This window comes from Streptomyces sp. NBC_01390, assembly GCF_045040105.1.
Taxonomy (GTDB): Bacteria; Actinomycetota; Actinomycetes; order Streptomycetales; family Streptomycetaceae; genus Streptomyces.
The window spans coordinates 1,551,472-1,569,776 of the sequence record NZ_CP109551.1 but is presented as its reverse complement, the minus strand read 5'-3'; the positions used below and the strand labels follow the sequence as shown (position 1 = coordinate 1,569,776).

Annotated in this window: 15 protein-coding genes; 3 read left to right on the top strand and 12 right to left on the bottom strand. The window is 69.4% G+C overall.

Features of this window, described 5'->3' with window-relative positions; genetic code table 11:
- Window positions 1-208: 208 nt before the first annotated feature.
- Together OG241_RS06795 and OG241_RS06790 are read right to left on the bottom strand one after the other, a co-directional pair.
- Window positions 209-1,951 carry a relaxase/mobilization nuclease domain-containing protein gene (locus tag OG241_RS06795; protein ID WP_405814279.1) on the bottom strand — a complete coding sequence of 581 codons (1,743 nt, stop codon included), beginning with the start codon at window positions 1,949-1,951 and terminating at the stop codon, window positions 209-211.
- A complete protein-coding gene (locus OG241_RS06790) occupies window positions 1,948-2,451 on the bottom strand; it encodes a hypothetical protein (RefSeq protein WP_405814278.1) in 504 nt (167 codons plus the stop codon). Before OG241_RS06790 ends, OG241_RS06795 begins: the two co-directional genes overlap by 4 nt.
- A 729-nt stretch (window positions 2,452-3,180) precedes the next feature.
- Here OG241_RS06790 and ltrA point away from each other — a divergent pair.
- Window positions 3,181-4,977: a group II intron reverse transcriptase/maturase gene (ltrA, locus tag OG241_RS06785; RefSeq protein ID WP_405814277.1), complete on the top strand. Its 1,797-nt coding sequence runs from the start codon at window positions 3,181-3,183 to the stop codon at window positions 4,975-4,977.
- A gap of 137 nt (window positions 4,978-5,114) precedes the next feature.
- Here ltrA and OG241_RS06780 read toward each other — a convergent pair whose 3' ends face one another.
- The 7 genes from OG241_RS06780 to OG241_RS06750 form a co-directional block, all read right to left on the bottom strand.
- The gene (locus OG241_RS06780) at window positions 5,115-5,351 is read right to left on the bottom strand and encodes a hypothetical protein (RefSeq protein WP_405814275.1); all 237 of its coding nucleotides are present in this window, start codon (window positions 5,349-5,351) and stop codon (window positions 5,115-5,117) included.
- 87 nt (window positions 5,352-5,438) lie between these two features.
- On the bottom strand, window positions 5,439-5,630 hold the full coding sequence (locus OG241_RS06775; protein ID WP_405814274.1) for a hypothetical protein: 192 nt from the start codon (window positions 5,628-5,630) through the stop codon (window positions 5,439-5,441).
- Window positions 5,627-7,258 (bottom strand): hypothetical protein, encoded by a 1,632-nt coding sequence (locus OG241_RS06770; RefSeq protein ID WP_405814273.1) that lies wholly within the window; start codon window positions 7,256-7,258, stop codon window positions 5,627-5,629. The genes OG241_RS06775 and OG241_RS06770 overlap by 4 nt, the downstream gene beginning before the upstream one ends.
- Window positions 7,255-7,896: a WhiB family transcriptional regulator gene (locus OG241_RS06765; RefSeq protein WP_405814272.1), complete on the bottom strand. Its 642-nt coding sequence runs from the start codon at window positions 7,894-7,896 to the stop codon at window positions 7,255-7,257. The genes OG241_RS06770 and OG241_RS06765 overlap by 4 nt, the downstream gene beginning before the upstream one ends.
- A gap of 161 nt (window positions 7,897-8,057) precedes the next feature.
- A complete protein-coding gene (locus OG241_RS06760; protein WP_405814271.1) occupies window positions 8,058-8,774 on the bottom strand; it encodes a hypothetical protein in 717 nt (238 codons plus the stop codon).
- A 2-nt stretch (window positions 8,775-8,776) separates the two neighbouring features.
- Window positions 8,777-9,664: a helix-turn-helix domain-containing protein gene (locus OG241_RS06755; protein WP_405814270.1), complete on the bottom strand. Its 888-nt coding sequence runs from the start codon at window positions 9,662-9,664 to the stop codon at window positions 8,777-8,779.
- Window positions 9,661-9,801, bottom strand: a complete 141-nt coding sequence (locus tag OG241_RS06750) for a hypothetical protein (RefSeq protein ID WP_405814269.1) — start codon at window positions 9,799-9,801, stop codon at window positions 9,661-9,663. Before OG241_RS06750 ends, OG241_RS06755 begins: the two co-directional genes overlap by 4 nt.
- 857 nt (window positions 9,802-10,658) lie before the next feature.
- Here OG241_RS06750 and OG241_RS06745 point away from each other — a divergent pair.
- Together OG241_RS06745 and OG241_RS06740 are read left to right on the top strand one after the other, a co-directional pair.
- Window positions 10,659-11,567, top strand: coding sequence for a helix-turn-helix domain-containing protein (locus OG241_RS06745; protein WP_405814268.1), 909 nt, complete (start codon window positions 10,659-10,661; stop codon window positions 11,565-11,567).
- Window positions 11,568-12,009: 442 nt separating this feature from the next.
- Window positions 12,010-15,471, top strand: coding sequence for an NB-ARC domain-containing protein (locus OG241_RS06740; RefSeq protein WP_405814267.1), 3,462 nt, complete (start codon window positions 12,010-12,012; stop codon window positions 15,469-15,471).
- Between the two features lie 347 nt (window positions 15,472-15,818).
- On the opposite strand, the gene OG241_RS06735 is transcribed toward OG241_RS06740, so the two are convergent.
- The 3 genes from OG241_RS06735 to OG241_RS06725 form a co-directional block, all read right to left on the bottom strand.
- Entirely contained in the window at window positions 15,819-15,986 is a 168-nt protein-coding gene (locus tag OG241_RS06735) for a hypothetical protein (RefSeq protein WP_405814266.1), read from the bottom strand.
- Window positions 15,987-16,192: 206 nt separating this feature from the next.
- On the bottom strand, window positions 16,193-16,717 hold the full coding sequence (locus OG241_RS06730; RefSeq protein WP_405814265.1) for a peptidylprolyl isomerase: 525 nt from the start codon (window positions 16,715-16,717) through the stop codon (window positions 16,193-16,195).
- A 373-nt stretch (window positions 16,718-17,090) separates the two neighbouring features.
- Complete coding sequence (locus OG241_RS06725; protein WP_405814264.1) at window positions 17,091-18,290, bottom strand: amidohydrolase family protein; 1,200 nt, start codon at window positions 18,288-18,290, stop codon at window positions 17,091-17,093.
- Window positions 18,291-18,305 lie beyond the last annotated feature (15 nt).

Sequence of the window (18,305 nt, the reverse complement as noted above, 5' to 3'; positions counted from 1 at the left end):
GGTGGTTTCAATTCACAAAGTTCACAGTCCCTCCGGCCAGGTCAGTAGGGGCCACGGCTGGGCACGGATGCCGACAGCCCCCACATCGGACCGGGTGGCCACCGGGGTTCGACGGGGCGCACGACCATGCTCCGGGTTGCGGGCGGAGCGGTGGCGCTGTCCCTTCTCTCGGTGATGCGCTGAGGCCGCGTGCCGGCACCCGGCGGGCTCACAGAGTCTTGCGCGATGTGTCCTCTCCGCTGCGCCGCCTGCCGGGCGTGGAGGGCCTGGTGGCTGTCCCGCGCGTTGCCGACCGGCGCCCTGCGGTGCTGGTCTCGGGCAGGTGGGAGGCGTCGGCGGGCAGAGCGGCCATCCGCCGCATCCGCCACATGAGTACGTCGCTGACGGAGTCCGCGGTGCCGAGTTCGCGGCGTTCGGCAACGTCGGACAGAAGGACGGCCGTGTCGTGGCCGGCGGCTTCGGCTTCCGCGATGGTCGCCGCCAGGGCGTACCAGCCGGGCTCGGCGAGGATCTGCTCGGCCAGCTCCGGCAGCGCCTCGCGCAGCAGCACGGTCTGCCGCTGGAGCATCGGCCGGCTCAGCCGCCGCCCGCGCTGGTGGAGCACGCCGAGGGGTTGTGCGGCGGCGGTCCGGTAGGCGGTGCGCAGGTGCTCGGCGGCCCGGGTAGCGGCCTCGGCCTGCTGGGCGTGTTCCTTCCGGGCGTGCCAGTGCGCGGCGGCGGTGATGAGGAAGAACAGCATGTCGATGGCCATCGCGGTGGTGGCGCCGTCCTCACCGCGGCCGAGGGCCGGGCCTCCCTGGACGAGGTCGCGGGCGGCCTGCCGCAACGCTCGGTCGTGCCCGCGTACGGCGCGGACGTGGGAGCGCGAGGCCCGTTCGAAAGCCGTTGCGGCGTCGCGCAGTTCCCGGCGGGTGTGGGCGGCGGAAGTCTTCGCGAGGGCATCCAGGACCTCGCCGGCCGCTGCGATGTGGGCGGCGGCGACCGTGTCCTCACCGCGCTCGACGACGAGCACGGCCTGCCACACGGCCGACGCCGTCCCGCGGCGTGCGGCGGCCGGACTGCCCGGCCCCGTACGGATCGCATCCTCCCGGCGGGCAGGCGGAACGTCCTGCGCGTCACCGGCCCAGCGCTCGCGGATGCGGGGCAGCGACAGGTCGGGGGCCAGGCGCGCGCCGGGGTAGAACACCGGCTCGCCGTCCTTGTTCAGGTCATCGGGCAGGGCGACCTTGTAGCCGAGCAGGTCCCCGGAGGGAGCGGCGCGCTTGCGGATCAGGAGGCCGGCGGCGGCCAGCCGGTCGAAGAACTCCTCCTCGCTCGTCGCGCCGGCCACCGCGCGCCGGACGGTCTCGCGCAGTTCCTCCCGTGCGGGGCGCTCGCGGCCCTGGCGCTCGGCTTTGTGGCGTTCGGCGCTGGTGGGCCGCTGGGCGGCGGTACCGTCACCGGGGGCGACCTGGTGCAGGCCGAGTTCCTTCTCGATGAGGCGGCACTCGGCCTGGGCGCGCTTGCCGGAGCGGAAGTCGTCGGGACGGCTGCCGTCCTCGCACACCAGGGTGGCGACGATGTGGATGTGGTCGTCCGCGTGGCGTACGGCGGCCCAGCGGCAGCCGGGCTGCCCGTCGCCGGGGTCGATGCCGGTCGCGGCCACGATCCGCCGGGCGATCTCGCCCCACTCCTCGTCGGACAGGACCCGGTCGTCCGCCGTCGCGCGTACGGAGGTGTGCCAGACGTGCTTGGCCGGCCGCGCGTGTCGGGGGAGGGCTGTCACGGGCTGGTCGAGGAGGAGTTGGAGGTCCTTGAGGGTGGCGTGCGAGTCGCGGCCGGGGTCGGGGGACATGCCGTCGAAGGAGGCCACGAGGTGCGGGTCGATGTGCTCCTCGGACTTGCCCGGACCGTAGAGGTAGGCGAGCAGGCCGATCGTCCGGGAGCCGGACTTGTTGACGCTGGGGATCACGTGGCGTGCTGCTCGATCAGCCGGGCGGAGGCTTCGCGGACGCTCTCCGCGGCGCGGTGCACGGTGGTGATCGCCGCTTCCAGCTGGGGTGCTTCGACACCGGAGTTGAGGGCCTTGACCGCCTGGTTGAGATTGCTGCCGGCCCAGCCGAGCTTGCGGCGGCTGTCGAACAGGGCCGTGATCACTTCGCGTTCGCCGGCGATCTCGACGCTGGTTCGGTCGAGGTCGCGGGCGGCGGCGAGCGCGGCACGGGCGAGGAACCCGGCGACGGACAGGTTGCACCGGGCGGCGGCGGACTTGATCGACGCGAACTCGTCGTCGTTGAAACGGGTGTTGGGCTGGTGCAGGCGCTTCGTCTCGCGCGGCTGACGCGGACGCTGACGGGCGCGGTCAGCGCGCTCGCGGCGGTGGCGACGCTCGGTCGGCTTCTCCTCCTGTCCAGGCTTCGATCCGCCCCCGGTCGAAGCCTCACGGACCTGCGCCCCCCGGTGCAGGTCCAACCCCGCCCCCTCGGGGGCGGGGTTGGCGGAAGCTACGCTTCCGCCCCAACTTGCTGTGCGACGCGAGGCCGCATTTTCCGAAGTGAGGTGATCCTCGTGGAGAGGTTCTGACAAAGGAATTTCCTCCGAATCAGTGTCTGGATTCATCCCCGCGCTCACATGCGTCGCTGGTAACGGCGGGGTGTGAAGCTGAGCTTTCAAGCCCAAGGGCGTCTCGGCCATCGAGAGGCCACAGGCGAGGGGAAGACTGGACGGGCGAACACGTGTGAACCCCTGGTTAATGCCTCGGTATGTGGAACCCCCGCGGATGGCTTGCTCTCAGCGGGGCAGGGCCCGGCGCTGAAAGGCGCCAGCGGCTTCCGGTGCAAGCAACACCGGAAGTGAGACACCGCCGGCCACGGGGTAGAGGGGGCGCCCACCCCAGTCGCATCTTCGAAATGCGGAACACGGAAACCCTGACGGGGTCCGGAAGTAGTTCCGGTAAGCCGACCGCAAGGAAGGCCCAAGTCCCCGGCAGGAACAGGATGGTCCAAGAAGCGAAGGCCGGTAGGCCGAAAGGCCAGGGGAAAACCGGGCGGCGGCCCTCTCTGCCCGCTGTTCGCTATAACCCGCCGGATACGGGCCCTTGTGGCCCGGCCTGAAAGGGCGCCCACGTGGACCAGGTGAGCCTTTGGAGCACCAAGGCAAGGCAACCGGAACCGACGGACAAGTTAGATACCGGAGGCGGACATGAGCACCATCAGGGCGGCTGCAGCCACCCGCCCGCCCGAGGGGAACGGACCCGAGGGCGGGGCCTCCGACTGGCACGGGATCCACTGGGCCAGATGTGAGCGCGACGTACGGCGGCTGAGGCAGCGGATCTTCAAGGCGACGCAGGACGGGGACCTGAAGAAGGTCCACAATTTGCAGAAGCTCATGCTGAGAAGCCACAGCAACACGCTGGTGAGCGTGAAGCGGGTGACCCAGCAGAGCCAGGGCCGCAAGACGGCGGGCATCGACGGGGAGACAGCCCTCACCCCAGCGGCGAGGGCGCGATTGGTGGCAGAATGCCGTCAATCGTCCGCCCCGTGGAAGGCCCAGCCGGTCAGGCGGGTCTACATCCCCAAGGCCAACGGCAAGCAGCGCCCACTCGGGATCCCGGTCATTCGTGACCGGGTGCTCCAGGCACGCGTGAAGAACGCGCTGGAACCGGAGTGGGAGGCACGGTTCGAGTCGCGATCCTATGGATTTCGCCCCGGCCGTAGCTGCCAGGATGCCATCGCTTCCATCTTGCAGACGGCGCGCGGCTCGCGAGCGAGGCGTCGTTGGGCGTTGGATGCGGATCTGGAAGGGGCCTTCGACCGCATCAGTCACGATCATCTGACGGCCATGCTCGGGCAGTTCCCCGCCAGGGACCTTGTCCGGGGCTGGCTGCGGGCGGGCGTGATGGATGCCGGGAGATGGGCGCCGAGCGTGGAGGGCACTCCACAAGGCGGCGTCATCAGCCCTTTGCTGCTGAACATTGCGCTGCACGGGATGGAACAGGCAGCGGGATTCCGCGCCGACGGGTATCGGACGCGTGCTCACCACGCGTCCGCCGGTGTGCCCGTACTGGTCCGCTATGCCGACGACTTCGTGGTGCTCTGCCACGACGAGGAGGAGGCATACCGGGTCAAGGAGGAGCTGAGTGTCTGGCTGGCGCCGCGAGGTCTGCGCTTCAACGAGGCGAAGACGAAGGTCGTTCACCTCGATGAGGGGTTCGACTTCCTGGGTTTCACGATCCAGCGGCACGGCGACAAGCTGAACATCAGGCCGAATAAGGCGGCTTGCAACGCGCTGCGGAAACGGCTGCGGACGGATATGCGGATCCTTCGGGGTGCGCCTACCCAAGCGGTCATTGTGAAGTTCAACCCGCTTGTGAGGGGTTGGACGGCGTATTACCGCAGTGCGGCGTCGCATCAAGTGTTCTGTTCCATGGACGCTTACATGTTCAAGCTGCTCTACAAGTGGGCTAAACGCGGTCACGAGAACCGTTCGGGGCTGTGGATAAAACGCCACTATTTCGGCAGGTTCAACAAGACCAGGCGCGACAACTGGGTATTCGGTGACCACGCGAGTGGCGCCTACGTTCAGAAGTTCGCCTGGACACGCCATGTAATGCATCACCCCGTCAAAGGCGCGGCATCTCCGGATGATCCGGCCTTGGCGGATTACTGGCAGAAGCGTCGCCGCAGCACAGCGCCACCGCCGATGGACAAGACGAGTCTGGTTCTGGCGGCCCGGCAGAAGGGCCTGTGCCCTCTCTGCGGGCGGGCGTTGATCGAAGGAGCGGAATACGAGCCGGACAATCTGCGGGAATGGATTGACTGGTTCGCCGCGACGAAGAAGATGTTGAACAAGCATCACTTCGTCTACCGCAGCAGCGGCGGCACGGATAGACGGACCAACCTCCGCCTTGTTCATGCCGATTGTCACCGTTCGTATCATGCAGACGACGGAAATCGGGACGTAAGTTACCGTCCAGCGGAGCCCTCGCGGCTTGCTTGAGCCGGATGCGGTGAAAGTCGCACGTCCGGTTCTGAGGGGGCCGGGACCCAGCGATGGGCCCCGGCTACCCGACCGCCCTGAGACCGAGTTGGAGTCGGGATCAGGTTCCGGGGTGGTGCCGTTCTGGGCGGGGTTCGTCATCGGGTTTCGGGCCTCATGGTTCGGGTGCGGTGCTGGATGGTCGCCGCCAGCGCGACGACGTCGGCCGGTCCCATGAGGACGCGGACGGGTCCGTCGGGCCGGTCCTGGACGAGCCACTGGTCGTTCGGCGTGAGGACGGCCGCGTGCAGGAGTCGCCGGCGGACCAGGACGTCCGCCCAGGCGCCGGCCTCGGCGGCGGTGGGCTCGGATGAACGAGGGGGACGCGGAATCACGGCGTACCTCCTTAAACGGGCCGGTGGCCCTGCACGGAGCCGGGCCACCCGTTGCGGATAGGGGCGTTGAGCTGGGGTTTGGCCGGTTCAGCCGCACTCGAGGCAGCGCCCGACGTGGCTGCTGAGCGCCTGGGCCATCCGCTGCTTGGTCGAGGCAGCCTGCTTTGCGCTGGACTTCGCCGCTGGCCTGCCCTCGTGCCGCTTGGAGTGGGCGAGCATGAAGCTGATCTCCCGCTCGTACTCCGCGCGGACGGTGTCGAACTGGTGGCAGGTCTTCATCGGGCGGTGCTCCTTGTCTTGGTGGTGTCGTCGCTCCGCAGTTCCTGGAGGACGAGGCTCAGCCGGTCGTTCCGGCCGCCCTTCAGGCCCTCGCGGCGGAGGATCTCCCGCAGCTGGACCCGGGTGACGGACTCGTTGCCGTCCCGTTCGAGCAGTGCGGGGACGTGGGGGAGGACCTGCCGGACGAGCTGGTCCACCGACTGCTCCAGCTCGCCTGGCGGGCGCTGTGTCTGCGGGGTGCGGGACCGGCCGCGCTTCCCCCTGTTCTTCGTCCTGGTCTTCGCGGTCGTCTTCCGCCGGAGGGGGACCTTGTGTCCCCGGTCCCCGGTGGGTTCGGTCCCCGTGTCGGCGGTGGTCGGTCCCCGGTCCCCGGTGGGTTCGGTCCCCGTGTCGGCGGTGGTCGGTCCCCGGTCCCCGGTGGGTTCGGTCCCCGACTCGGCGGCGCTCGGTCCCCGACGTGAATCAGGGCCCTGAGCAGGCGCTTCTCGCGTCAGGAGCTCAGTCCCCACGCCTCGGGCGTCCCCCTCCGAGGTTTCCGGATTGGCGGGACCGGTCCCCGGGACCGCGCCTGCTTCTGGGGCCTCGGTCCCCACCCCGGTCCCCGCGTTCTCGCCTTCGGTCCCCGCGCCTGCCGACGCCTTCGAGTCCGCAAACTCGGGGACCGGTCCCCTCGGGGCGCTCGGTCCCGTGCCCCCGTCCGACTCGTCGGGACCGGCTACGGGGACCGGCGCCTTCGAGGCTGACTGGGAGGGGACCGTGGCTGCCGTTGCGGTGCTCTGTACCGGGGACCAGGGCGAGGGCAGCGGGACCGTGGCGAGCGCGAGGGCGTGCCGGCGGGCGGCGAGCTGGTCGAGCAGCTGCGCGCGCTGGAGGGGGTCGGTGCCGACCGAGGCCCTGCCGACCGCCTTCGACAGGCGTCGCGTGAGCCGACGGCCGCGTCGGCTCCGCTGTTGCTCGGGTGTGCGTTCGGCGAGGCGGGCGGCGAGGGCGACCGCGCGGGTGGTCGCCCGGTCCCGGGTGATCTGTGCGGCGTCGCGGTCTCGCGCGGCGATGCCGAGGCGGGACAGGAGTCGCTCGCGTGCCTCCCGGCCCAGGATGGCGATCAGCCCGTGGGAGGCGGCGCCCGGGGTGCGCAGGCGCAGCTCGATTCCCATCGCGAGGTGCCACAGCATCGCCGCCATGACCGGCCCGACGAAGGCCCGGACGGTGCCGCCGACGGGACCGCTCTCGGCGTAGGCGGGAATCACCTGCACTCCGGTGATCACCCAGACCAGGGTGCCCGGCATGCCGGGGGCACCCTGAGTGGCCAGGTTCTGGCGTGCCATCAGCGCGGTCGCGAAGAGCGCCAGCTCGGCCGCGGCGAACATCCCGGCCCGCTCGGCGGTGCCGGCCATGTCGAGGAAGTCGGCCGCGAAGCGCCACGAGGTGTCGGCGCTGTAGGCGGTGCAACCGAGGGCAGCAACGGCAGCGACCTTGACCGCCGGAGTGCCGAGACGTTTCTGCGGGCGCGTACCCCGGCGCCGGATCGTCCAGGCGGCCAGCACCAGCACGAGGGCGGCGGGCACGCCGGCGGCGAGGAGGAGAGGGAGGTCCGGAGCGGCGCTGAGGGCGAGGACGGGGTGGATCATGCGGCCTTTCCGAGAGAGGCGTGCGCCGGAGTCGACGCCGCCGGGCGGGCTACCGGCTGCTGTGTGCCAGGTGCGGCGGGCGCGGGGCTGCCTGCTGCCGGATTGGTCGTCTTCCGCTTCTTCTTGGGCCGCGGCACGCCGTAGGTGCGGTCGCGGTCGAAGACCTTGTTGGCGGCCTGACGGAGCAGGTCTCGGGCGTGCTTGTGGCTGATCTGCAGGGCGGCGGCGAGCCTGCCGGGCCGCCAGCCGCGTACGTAGGCATGGTCGATGACGACCTGCCGCTCGACCTCGGTCAGGTGCACGTCACGTCCCTGGAAGAAGGCCGTCACGCGCCGGTAGTCCAGGCGCTGGTGCAGGTTGTCGTGCAGAGGGCGCCGCTCGGCTTCGGTGAGACCGCCCCAGACGCCCTCCTTGAGGACGTTCTCCAGGGCGAAGTCGAGGCACTCGCGGCGTACCGGGCACCAGCCGCACAGCTCCTTCGCCTCCGCGATGTCCTCGTGGTCCCGGGGCCCGGGGAAGAAGACGGCGTCGGCGTCCTCGACGTCCATGCCGTGGCACGCTCCGCTGGTGTGCCAGCTGGTGTCTCCGATGCCGCGCAGTCCTGTGGCCGGCGCGTCGTGGGTGGTGATGTGGCGCAAGGAGATCTCCGATGTGCTGCCGCGGCGGCCGACAGGGGCGGTGCTCGGCGGGTGCGGCGTCGGGTGCCGGCTGCGGTGCGCGGGCGTGCGCCGCAGCCGGGGCGGGACGGTGATGTTGGGAGGCGGTGCATCGGACGGGATGTACGCGACGGATGCGCCGGTCAGGCCATGGCGGGCTGTTGAGCCTGCTCGTTCTGCTGGGCCTGCTGGGCGGCGGCGAGGTCGAGCCGGCCGGGGTGCGGGGTGGCGCGCGGGGCAGTTCCGCGTACCCCGTCGTCGGGGCCGATCCGGCGGCGGCGACAGGGCTCACCGGGCTGGGCCTTGCACCATTCGCAGCGCACGCTCAGGGCGTCGGGCTCTCCTAGCGCGATGGCCATTTCACGGGCTGCCCGGGCGGGTCGGTAGGGCGCGAGGGCGGCTCGGGCAGCGGGCGGGATGCAGGAGCCGACTCGCTCCAGCATCGCCTCCAGCTCCGGGTCGGTCCCCTCCCGACCGCTGGTGATCGCCCGTGCCTGTGCGGGCTCCGCGAGGCCGGCGGCGACGGCGCGGCGCATGCCGGCCAGCTCGGCGGTCCAGGCGGCCTGGTCGTCCGGATCGGCGGACGGTGTCGGGTCGGAGTGTCGGGCCAGGCGGTCGCGCCGGTAGCTCGCCCAGGGCCGGACCACGTCCGCGGGCAGGATCTGGTACGGCGAGGTGCGGATGTGCTGACGGGCGGCGACGCGGGCGTCCCAGCCGTGCGGGGTGGCCATCGGCACGTCGCCGAGCAGCTCGTGCCACTGGGCGAGCTGGTCGCGGGCTTCGCCCTGGTCGGTGCGGATGGTGCGGGGGTCGAGTCGGCCGAGGTAGGCCAGCAGGGCGGCGGTTTCGCGGCGGTCCACGGTCAGCCCTCCGTTCCGGTCGGCTCGTCGAGGGCAGCGAGAAGGGCAGCGGTGTGGGCCTCGGTCCGCGTCATGCCGCTCGGCGCGGAGGAGCTCTTGCCGGGCCCGGCGTAGAGGTTCGGGCGGCTGGGGGCGTGCTCTCGGGCGATCCAGGAGCGCCAGTCGGCAGCCCAGGCTCCCGCCAGCCTCGGGGCGTGGCCCGCCCGGTGGGCACGCCACTTCGCGTCGGCGGCCCGCAGGCCCTGCTCGCCCAGGCGGTCGAGATGTCCCTGCTGGCGGGCCCAGGTGTGGGTGGCTGGGTCGACCTGCCACTCGGCAGCCGAGGTGACGGCAGCACCACCACTGCTGTACCTACGGTTCAAATCCGGTTCACTACGGTTCTGTGTGCCGGTTTCCGGTACATCGCTGTGCCGGTTTCCGGTACATCGAGGTGCCGGTTTCCGTCGGGACCTGCCGGATTCCGGTACTGCCGGTTTCCGGACCGTCGCGGGTGATTCCGGCACCTCACGGGGGCGGATTCCGTACCGCCGCAGGGCCGAGATCCGGAGCGCCGGGATGGCTTCGGGCCCCTCCGGCGGCGCCTGGTCGGCTTCCTCTTCCTCCGAGGTCTGTGCCACGGCCTTGGCGGCGAGGGGGAGGCGGTAGACGGTGCTGCGCTGCGGGCCGGTGAGGTCGTCGAGCTGCTCCAGCTCACCGGCGTGGACCAGGCGGTCGATGGCTTCGCGCACCGTGGAGACGGAAGCGCGCGTGCGCTTGGCCAGGCTCGACAGCGAGGCCCAGGAGATGCACTGCTCGTCGGCCACCCGGTCGGCGATCGACAGCAGGACCAGACGCGCGGTGCCCCGGCTGGTGCTGTGCTCCCATACCCACTCGCGGGCTTCGCTGCTCATCGGCCACCCCCGTACGGGAAGCCGGACCAGCGGTTCGGCGAGGTGGTGGTGTTCTCCTCGGGGCTGGACGACGCCGAGGAAGTGATGGCTGCCGCGCAGGCCAGGCGCCTGGGCCTTTCGCGCAGGGCAGGAGGCATGCAAAAATCTCCTTTGCAGTGTTGCCACGCTGATGCGCCCCGTGGAAAGGGATCAGCGTGGTGAAGGTGGGCAATCTCCGCCCTTGCCGGGGCGGGTTTGCCGCTGAGTGTTCGGCGTCCGGGAGTTAGCCGCTCTCGGGCGCCGCCGCTGTATGCGGACCTACGTGACTGGTCGGTACGTGCTCCTCACGTTCGCAGCCCGGCCAGGGGTGCCCGGGGGGACGACGAACATACTCACGGACCCTTGGCAAGATCCAGAGTTGGTTCTTAACCTCTGTACTAGTTGCAGAGCGTGACAATCTCAGGGCATTCCGTGCCCACGCGTGAGGTGGAGCGGTCTGCCGCGCGGCCTCCGGACGGACGGCAGCCGCGGTTGCCCGGAATCGTCGAAACGCTCTTGGGGGGACTCGCTCGTGGAGTCTCCTGCGTCGGCGCTGGACAGTGGCTCCAGCGATCCCGCTGCCCCGGCGCCTTCTGCTCGAAGATCGAATACAGCCCGCAATCCCGGACGTGACATGCGTCGCCACCACGAGTGGCACGTGTCAAGCCATCCGGCATAAGAAGTGCTGCGGCATTGTGCGGGATTCCTGACGGGGAGGGGGTGCGGTGGCCGCCGTGGAGCGAGGGGCGGCCGGCCCCTGAGTGTGCGGTGGACTGTGCCACGCCTCCGCGAAGAGGGGGCCTCTCGCGTGAGGTGCGGTGCCTCGCCCCGGCCATGGAAGGGGTGGGGCGAGATCGAATCCAGAGGGCCGGCGGTATGCGAAGGCGCCCTGTTTTCGCTACGCTGAAGTTATTCCCACTCGAAGTGAAAGTCAACAAGATGCATTCACTTCAACTTGAGGAAAAAGCGAGGTCTGATGCCTGCCCGTCACGTCGACCGACACCGTGCTCGCGCGGTCCGGCGAGCTGCCGACATCCTCCAGAGTGAGGTGGCGGCGGAGCTGGGAGTGTCCGTCTCCGCGGTGGCGAACTGGGAGGCTGGCCACTCCTCACCTGACCCGGAGAAGCTGCCCGCATACGCGGCGGCGCTCAGGGTCGACCTGGACGATCTGTTTCCCCGTGCCGGCCTTCCCGATCTGGCTGATCTGCGCTGCGATGCGGGCATCTACCAGTTCGCGACCGCCGAGGTGATCGGCACCAAGAGCGCCGGCCCGGTCGCGGGAGCCGAGCGCGGGGAGCGCCGGCTCAAGGACAAGTACGTCCCGGCCCTGGCGGAGAGGTACGGCGTCAGCGAAACGGAACTGCGCCGGGCCGAGGACCGTTCCATGGCCGCCGCAGAGGCGAGGAAGAACGGCACGGCGGGGGAGTCCGGATCCCAGGGGGCCGCCGCTGCGGACCCGATCGGGCCGCCGGGATCCCTCGCCGAGAAGATCACTCTGATCCTGCAGCGTTCCTACCCCGGTCCGCAGGGACCTCCTTCGGACGCCGAGATGGCGGCCGAGGTGAACGCCTATGCCGGGGCGACGCTCATCACAGGGACGGACTTCGGGGACCTGCGGACCGGTGTCACGGACACGGCAGCCCCTGTGGTCTTGGACGCGCTGGCGGCCGTCGTCGGTGTGTCGCGAATGTACTTCGATGCGGACGAGGCCGTGGCCGCCACGGTCTACGAGGGACTGCAGCTGCTGGCCGCCGCGAGGCAGGGTGCCGTGGGCCGGGTGAGGGCCCGCGGGCTGGGCGAGCGGGGTCTGTCGCCCACAGCGATGGCGCTGGTCAACGAACTGGTGGCGGAGATGGCGGAGAAAGAAGTGGGCACGGGTAAGTAGGCAGTACGGCCCGCAGCATGTGGGCTGAACGCCGGTGGCGCAGCTACTGCTTCCTCTCTGCCGGCGAGATCGCCTCGTGGGCGCGTCCTGCCACGACTGCGCCGCGGATCTGCCGGTGGGGCTCCCAGGTCGTGCAGCGAATCTCCGCCGACCGGTACGAGTCCGTCGCCTCGGTCGGCTGAACACCCGCGCCGGTTGCGGCAATGAGCTTGGCGCTGTCCTTGGCTTGGCTACGGCGTTGCCATTTGGGACCACCGTGGCGTCTCGAATTGGCCCCGTCTTGTGAAGATCGCTGCCCGTGAAGGCCGCTCGAAGTAGCTGCCTCCGTTGCGGATTAGGTGCCTACGGCTGTGATCGTGAGGCACCGCAGGCAGGTGGCCCCGGCTCTGGCTTCCACGAAGAAGCCGTAACTGGCCTTCGGCCAAAGGCATGATGCCTGTTTATGGGGATGCGAGGCCGGTGGGGAGTCCGGGCGGCGATCGCGGTGTGCGTGGCGCCCGGGGTGTGGCTGGTGGTGACGGCACTGCGTGGTGGCTGGGGTGAGGCTGACCCGGTGGCCAGTGTGTTCGGTTCCATCGCGGGGCTAGCCGCTCTGGCGGTGTCGTTGCGGCCTGCCTCGATAGGACTAGCAGGGTCTGTTTGGCGTCCTCCGCCAGCTGAGGTTCCGCAGGGGTGGGTCGACCGGGAGGAAGCCGATGCCGTGATCAAAGCGGTTCGCCGACGGTCCAGGCGATGGCGATCCGGCGCTCCTGTGGCGATCACAGCCGGGCTACACGGCGCCGGCGGGTTCGGGAAGACAACTTTGGCGAAGTACGTGGCCACGCAGCGGTCGGTGCAGCGGCGGTTTCCCGGCGGTGTGCACCTGATCACCATCGGCCGTGACGTCCGTGGCCGTGCCGCCATCGCCGCGAAAGTCGCGGAGGAAACCCATCTGCTGACCGGCGACACTGGCGGGACGAGTTCGGACCCCGAGCGCGCCGGGAGCTATCTCGGCGCCCTCCTGGCGCAGCGACCGCGCACCTTGCTGATCATCGACGACGTGTGGGAGTCCGAGCAGCTCACGCCATTCCTGCGGGGCGCAGAACGGTCCTGCGTGCGACTGGTGACCACCCGTCGGCCGAGCGTGCTGCCCGACACCGCAGTGCGGATCGAGGTAGACCGCATGACAGTGGAGCAGGCTCGCCAGCTGCTCACACACCGTCTCCCAACTTTGCCTGAGCCGAAGGTGGTGGAGCAGCTCGTTAAGGCGACGGGGCGGTGGGCGCTGCTGCTGAGCATCGCCAACAAGCTCCTCTTCGACCAAACTGGCACCGGAGCTGATGCGACCGTCGCAGCGAGAGACCTGCTGCAGCGGCTATCCACGGCCGGGCCTGCGTTTCAGGACACGGACGACGACACGCTCGACCTCAGCGACCCTGCCCAGCGCAATACCGCGATCCGGGCGAGCATTCGCGCTGCCACAACCCTCCTGCAACGCGAGCACGCCGAGCGGCGTTTCAGTGAACTGGGCATTTTCGCCGAAGACGAGAGCATTCCGATGGGGCTGGTGGCAACGCTTTGGGAAGCTACCGGTGGTCTCGACGAGACGGCCGTGCGCTCGTTGTGCAAGCAGATGGCTGACCTGTCGTTGATCGGCATCGACACCGCTGTGCCAGGCGGTGCGGTTGCCCTTCACGATGTCGTCCGCGACTACCTGCGTACCGAGTTGGGAGAAGAAGGCTGCCAGACAGTCAACCGTGAGCTTCTCAATGCCGTCGCCGCCAGCCTCCCCCCGCCTGAGGACGGTCAGGTGCCCTGGTGGCAGGTCCAGCACGGCTACCTGCTGGATCATCTCATCGAGCATCTTCTGGACGCCGGACGCGCGCTCCAGGCGCACCGCCTCGCGGAAGACTTTTGGTGGGTACGGGCCCGACTGCACCAACGCGGGCCCACCGCGCCCTGGCACGACCTCGACCGCATCGGTCTTTTCGCCCGCGGCCTGGCCCGCCAGCTCGCCCAGGCTGCCCACCTATTGACCCCCACCGAACCCGCCCACGCCCTGGATGCGATTCTGCTTAGCCGCATCGCCGACACCCCTCACTGGCCCGCCAATCCCCTCCACCCTGGGACTCCCGCCCTCATCAACCACTGGTCGCCTCCCGATTTGCCGGATCCCGGCCTGGTCCGCACCCTCAGCGGCCACAGCGACTGGGCAAACGCGGTGGCGTTCAGCCCTGACGGAACCTGGCTGGCCTCCGCCAGTAACGACCGCAGTGTGCGGATCTGGGACCCCGCCACCGGAGAGACACTCCACATGCTCACCGGCCACACCGGCGGAGTGTATGCGGTGGCATTCAACCCTGACGGAACCTATTTGGCCTCTGCCAGTAACGACCGCAGTGTGCGGATCTGGGACCCCGCCACCGGCAGGACACTCCACATGCTCACCGGCCACACCGGCGGAGTGTATGCGGTGGCATTCAACCCTGACGGAACCTGTTTGGCCTCTGCCAGCAGCAGCAACAGTGTGCGGATCTGGGACCCCGCCACCGGCAGGACACTCCACATCCTCACCGGCCACAGACACTGGGTGCGTGGGGTGATGTTCAGCCCGGACGGAACTCGCCTCGCCTCCGCCAGCAGCGACCACACCGTGCGGATCTGGGACCCTGCCACCGGAGAGACACTCCACACGCTCACCGGCCACACCGGCGGAGTGTATGCGGTGATGTTCAGCCCGGACGGAACTCGCCTCGCCTCCGCCAGCAGCGACCACACCGTGCGGATCTGGGACCCTGCCACCGGAGAGACACTCCACACGCTCACCGGCCACACCGGCGACGTGTATGCGGTGGCATTCAACCCAGACGGAACCTGTTTGGCCTCCGCCAGCAGCGACCAGAGCGTGCGGATCTGGAACACTGCCACTGGCAGCACGTTCCGCACGCTCACCGGCCACAGCGACTGGGTAAACGCAGTGGGGTTCAGCCCGGACGGAACCCGGCTGGCTACCGGCAGCTGCGACCACACCGTGCGGATCTGGGACCCCGCCACCGGCAGGACACACCACACTCTCGCCGGCGGGGTGCGTGGGGTGGCGTTCGCCCCGGACGGAAACTGTCTGGCCTCCGCCAGCGAGGACCACACCGTGCGGATCTGGGACCCTGCCACCGGCAGCACGTTCCGCACGCTCACCGGTCATGGCGACTGGGTAAACGCGGTGGCGTTCAACCCTGACGGAACCCGACTCGCCTCCGGCAGCTGCGACCACACCGTGCGGATCTGGGACCCTGCCACCGGCAGCACGTTCCGCACGCTCACCGGTCATGGCGACTGGGTAAACGCGGTGGCGTTCAACCCTGACGGAACCCGACTCGCCTCCGCCAGCGACGACCGCACCGTGCGGATCTGGAATCCCACTAGCGGCTGGACACTCCGCGCCCTCACCGGCCACACCGGCGAGGTGCGTGGGGTGGCGTTCGCCCCGGACGGAAGCTGGCTGGCCTCTGCCAGCGACGACGGCAGTGTGCGGATCTGGGACCCTGTCACCGGCGAGACACTCCACACGCTCACCGGCCACACCGCCGGAGTGTATGCAGTGGCGTTCGCCCCGGACGGAAGCTGGCTGGCCTCTGCCAGCGACGACGGCAGTGTGCGGATCTGGGACACCGTCACCGGCGAGACACTCCACACGCTCACCGGCCACACCGCCGGAGTGTATGCAGTGGCGTTCGCCCCGGACGGAACTCGCCTCGCCTCCGCCAGTAACGACCGCAGCGTGCGGATTTGGGACCCCACCACTGGCAGGGCAACGACCATGATGCGGACGGACAGCAGTATGTCTTCTTGCGTCTACAGTCCTGATGGGCGCCTCATAGTTGCAGGTACGACCGCAGGACTCTGTGCCTACGTGTTGCACCCATAGGTTCCCTGACGGACAACGACGAGCCAGTTCACCGCGCGACGTCCCCGCCCTCACGGACTGTACGCAGCCTGGAGGAGGTGGCCGATGTGCCTGTACGGCGCCTTCTTCCGATTCCTTTGAGGCAACCCCAGGGTGTGATGCTCGCTCCAAAGCGCGCTGAATTGCCCCCGCCCTTGACGGGGGCAGGTACTTCAAGCCGCCTTCGCGGGCAGCGATCTTCACAAGACGGGGCCAATTCGAGACGCCACGGTGGTCCCAAATGGTGACGCCACAGCCACCTTGGCTCCCGCGGACCAGGACGAACATGACCGCCGTTCGCTCCTCTCCGAAGAAGCGGGGCTGTACTGTCACCGTGGGCTGACGGCCGGGGAAACCGCGACGCCCAGGTCGATGATCTTCTTCAGGGCGTCCTGACGGAGGGCGAAGCCGTCGCTCGCCGTACAGGTGCAGCGCTCTATGGTGACCAATGCCGGGGTACTGGTGTCCGTGGCGATGCCGTCCCGGACGGCCGCCACACGCAGTGCTGGCTGAGTGCATGGTCCAGCAAACCGACAGGTCCTGGCGCAGAGTCACGTCCTGAGCCCCCTGAGTACCAGTGGAGAGTGACGCCGACCGCCGTTGAGCTGGTGGGTACTTCGAGGAGACCAGTGCCGCCATGGCTGATGGCATGTCTACCTCGACAAGGAACGCTCAGCGGACCGGAGCGCATCACCGGGCGAGTTCAGTTCTGAGGACGATGGATTTTGATGGTGTGGACGATGACATCCGTGATGGGGCGGCCGTTGTGACCGGTTGGGATCACGGCGATGGCGTCCACGACATCTTGTCCCTGGATCACTTCGCCGATGATCGTGTGCCGGTTGTTGAGCTGGGGCGCCGGCCGGACAGTGATGAAGAATTGCGAGCCGACGGTGTCCGGGGCTGTGGTGGCCATGGCCACCATGTGGGGCCGGTCGAAGTTCAGAGCGGGGTGGAATTCGTCCGGGAACGCCCAACCGGGGTCTCCGGTCCCATCGGCCCGTGGATCGCCTCCCTGGATCATGAGGCCGTTGACCACGCGATGGAAGATGGTTCCGTTGTAGAGCGGCCCCCAGCCCAGTGCATCCGTCCGTGGGTCCAGCCACCTCATGGTCCCCTGGGCCAGCCCGATAAAGCTCGAGACCGTCTGCGGCGCGTACTCCGGAAACAACCGCACGACAATCTGTCCCACCGAGGTATGCAGCGTCGCAGTCAGTTCTTCCACCATGGACTCCCATCCTGTCGTCAGATGCCGGCCCACAAGGGACAGGGCAAGTGTGCAGGCCAGAGCGGGGAGACGCCCGGTCAGACATGGGGCCCGCTGAACCGCGTCCGGCGGGATGAGCGCTCGCCGATGCCTGCCGGTGGCTGTCCCGGAGCATCGCCGTCGCCTGCCTCGGGAACACGCTGCCTCGCCGCCAGGACGTCCGGTCCGGGTTCCCGCCCGCGCCCATGCGGCGGGCACCATCCGTCGCATGGGCGCGGGCGGCCTGTCACTGAAGATCTTGGCACTGGCCCATGTGTGAGCGGTGGACCTGGAGGAGACGGGGCCGGCCCCGCAAGACCGGCCACCAATCCGCAATTCGCGGGCCGACGAAGGGCTACGGCTGCCCGGTCCGCGAACCCGGCTCGAATACCCGTCCTGCGGCGATCACCGCGCGAACCTCCTTGAGGGCATCGAGGTCGGCCAGTGGATCTCCGCCGAGGACCAGCAGGTCCGCGCGGAACCCGGACGCGATGCGCCCGGTTGACCCGCCGAGACCGAGAGCGTCCGCCGCGTGGACGGTGGCCATGTCGATGATCCGTTCGTTCGGGATGCCCAGGTGCGCATAGAACGTGAGGGCTCCGGCGAGGGAACCGTCGAATCCGGTCCGCTGCACGCCGGCATCAGTGCCGGCGATGAGCCTGACGCCAGCCTCGGCCATTTCCCGGACCTGCCCGAAGAGGACCTTCGCTCGCTCCTCGCCGAAGAAACGAGGCACCATCTGCCAGTGCGGACTGGTGGCCGGACACACAGCGATGCCCTGGTCGATGATCTTCTTGAGGACGTCCTGGCGCAGACCGAAGCCGTCCTCCGTCATCCAGGTGCAGTGCTCGATGGTGTCCACACCGGCGTCCACGACCGCAGCGATGCCGTCCGCCCCGTGCGCGTGCGCGGCCACCGGCACGCCGGCCTGATGTGCCTCGTCCACCAGGGCACGCAGCTCGTCCGCGGAGAACTGACTCTGCCAGCTCTTCGGTCCGTCCTTGGTCAGGCCACCTCCGGACGCCATGACCTTGATCACGCCAGCGCCCTGCGCCAGGTTGCGTCGTACCAGGTCACGGACCTGGGCCTCGCCGGACACCTCACCGCCCAGGAAATGGCAGTGGCCTCCGGGCGAGGTCAACGGAATGCCCGCCGACACGATCCGGGGCCCGGGCGCGCCGCCCTGTCCGATATCCGCGCCCAGGCGCAGCGCCAGGTGGTCGCGGTCGCCCAGGTCCCGGACGGTCGTCACACCGCTGGAGACGAGCTGGTCCGCGCGTCGGCGCATGTCCGCCAGCAGTTGCTCGTCGTCCGAAGCACGCAGCGAGGCCACGGGATCGCTGCCGCCGTCGAACACCAGGTGGACGTGGGCGTCGATGAGCCCGGGCATGACCGTCGCATCGGGGAAAGCGAGATGTGTTTGGTCCCGGCCCGCAGGGTCGGCGAGCTGCGCGCGGGGTCCGACGGCGGTGATCGTGTCGCCTTCGACGAGGACGGCGCCGTCCTCCAGGTATGTCCCGGATGCGGTCAGGATCCGGCCGGCAGTGATCAGCATGGTGTCTCGTCTCCT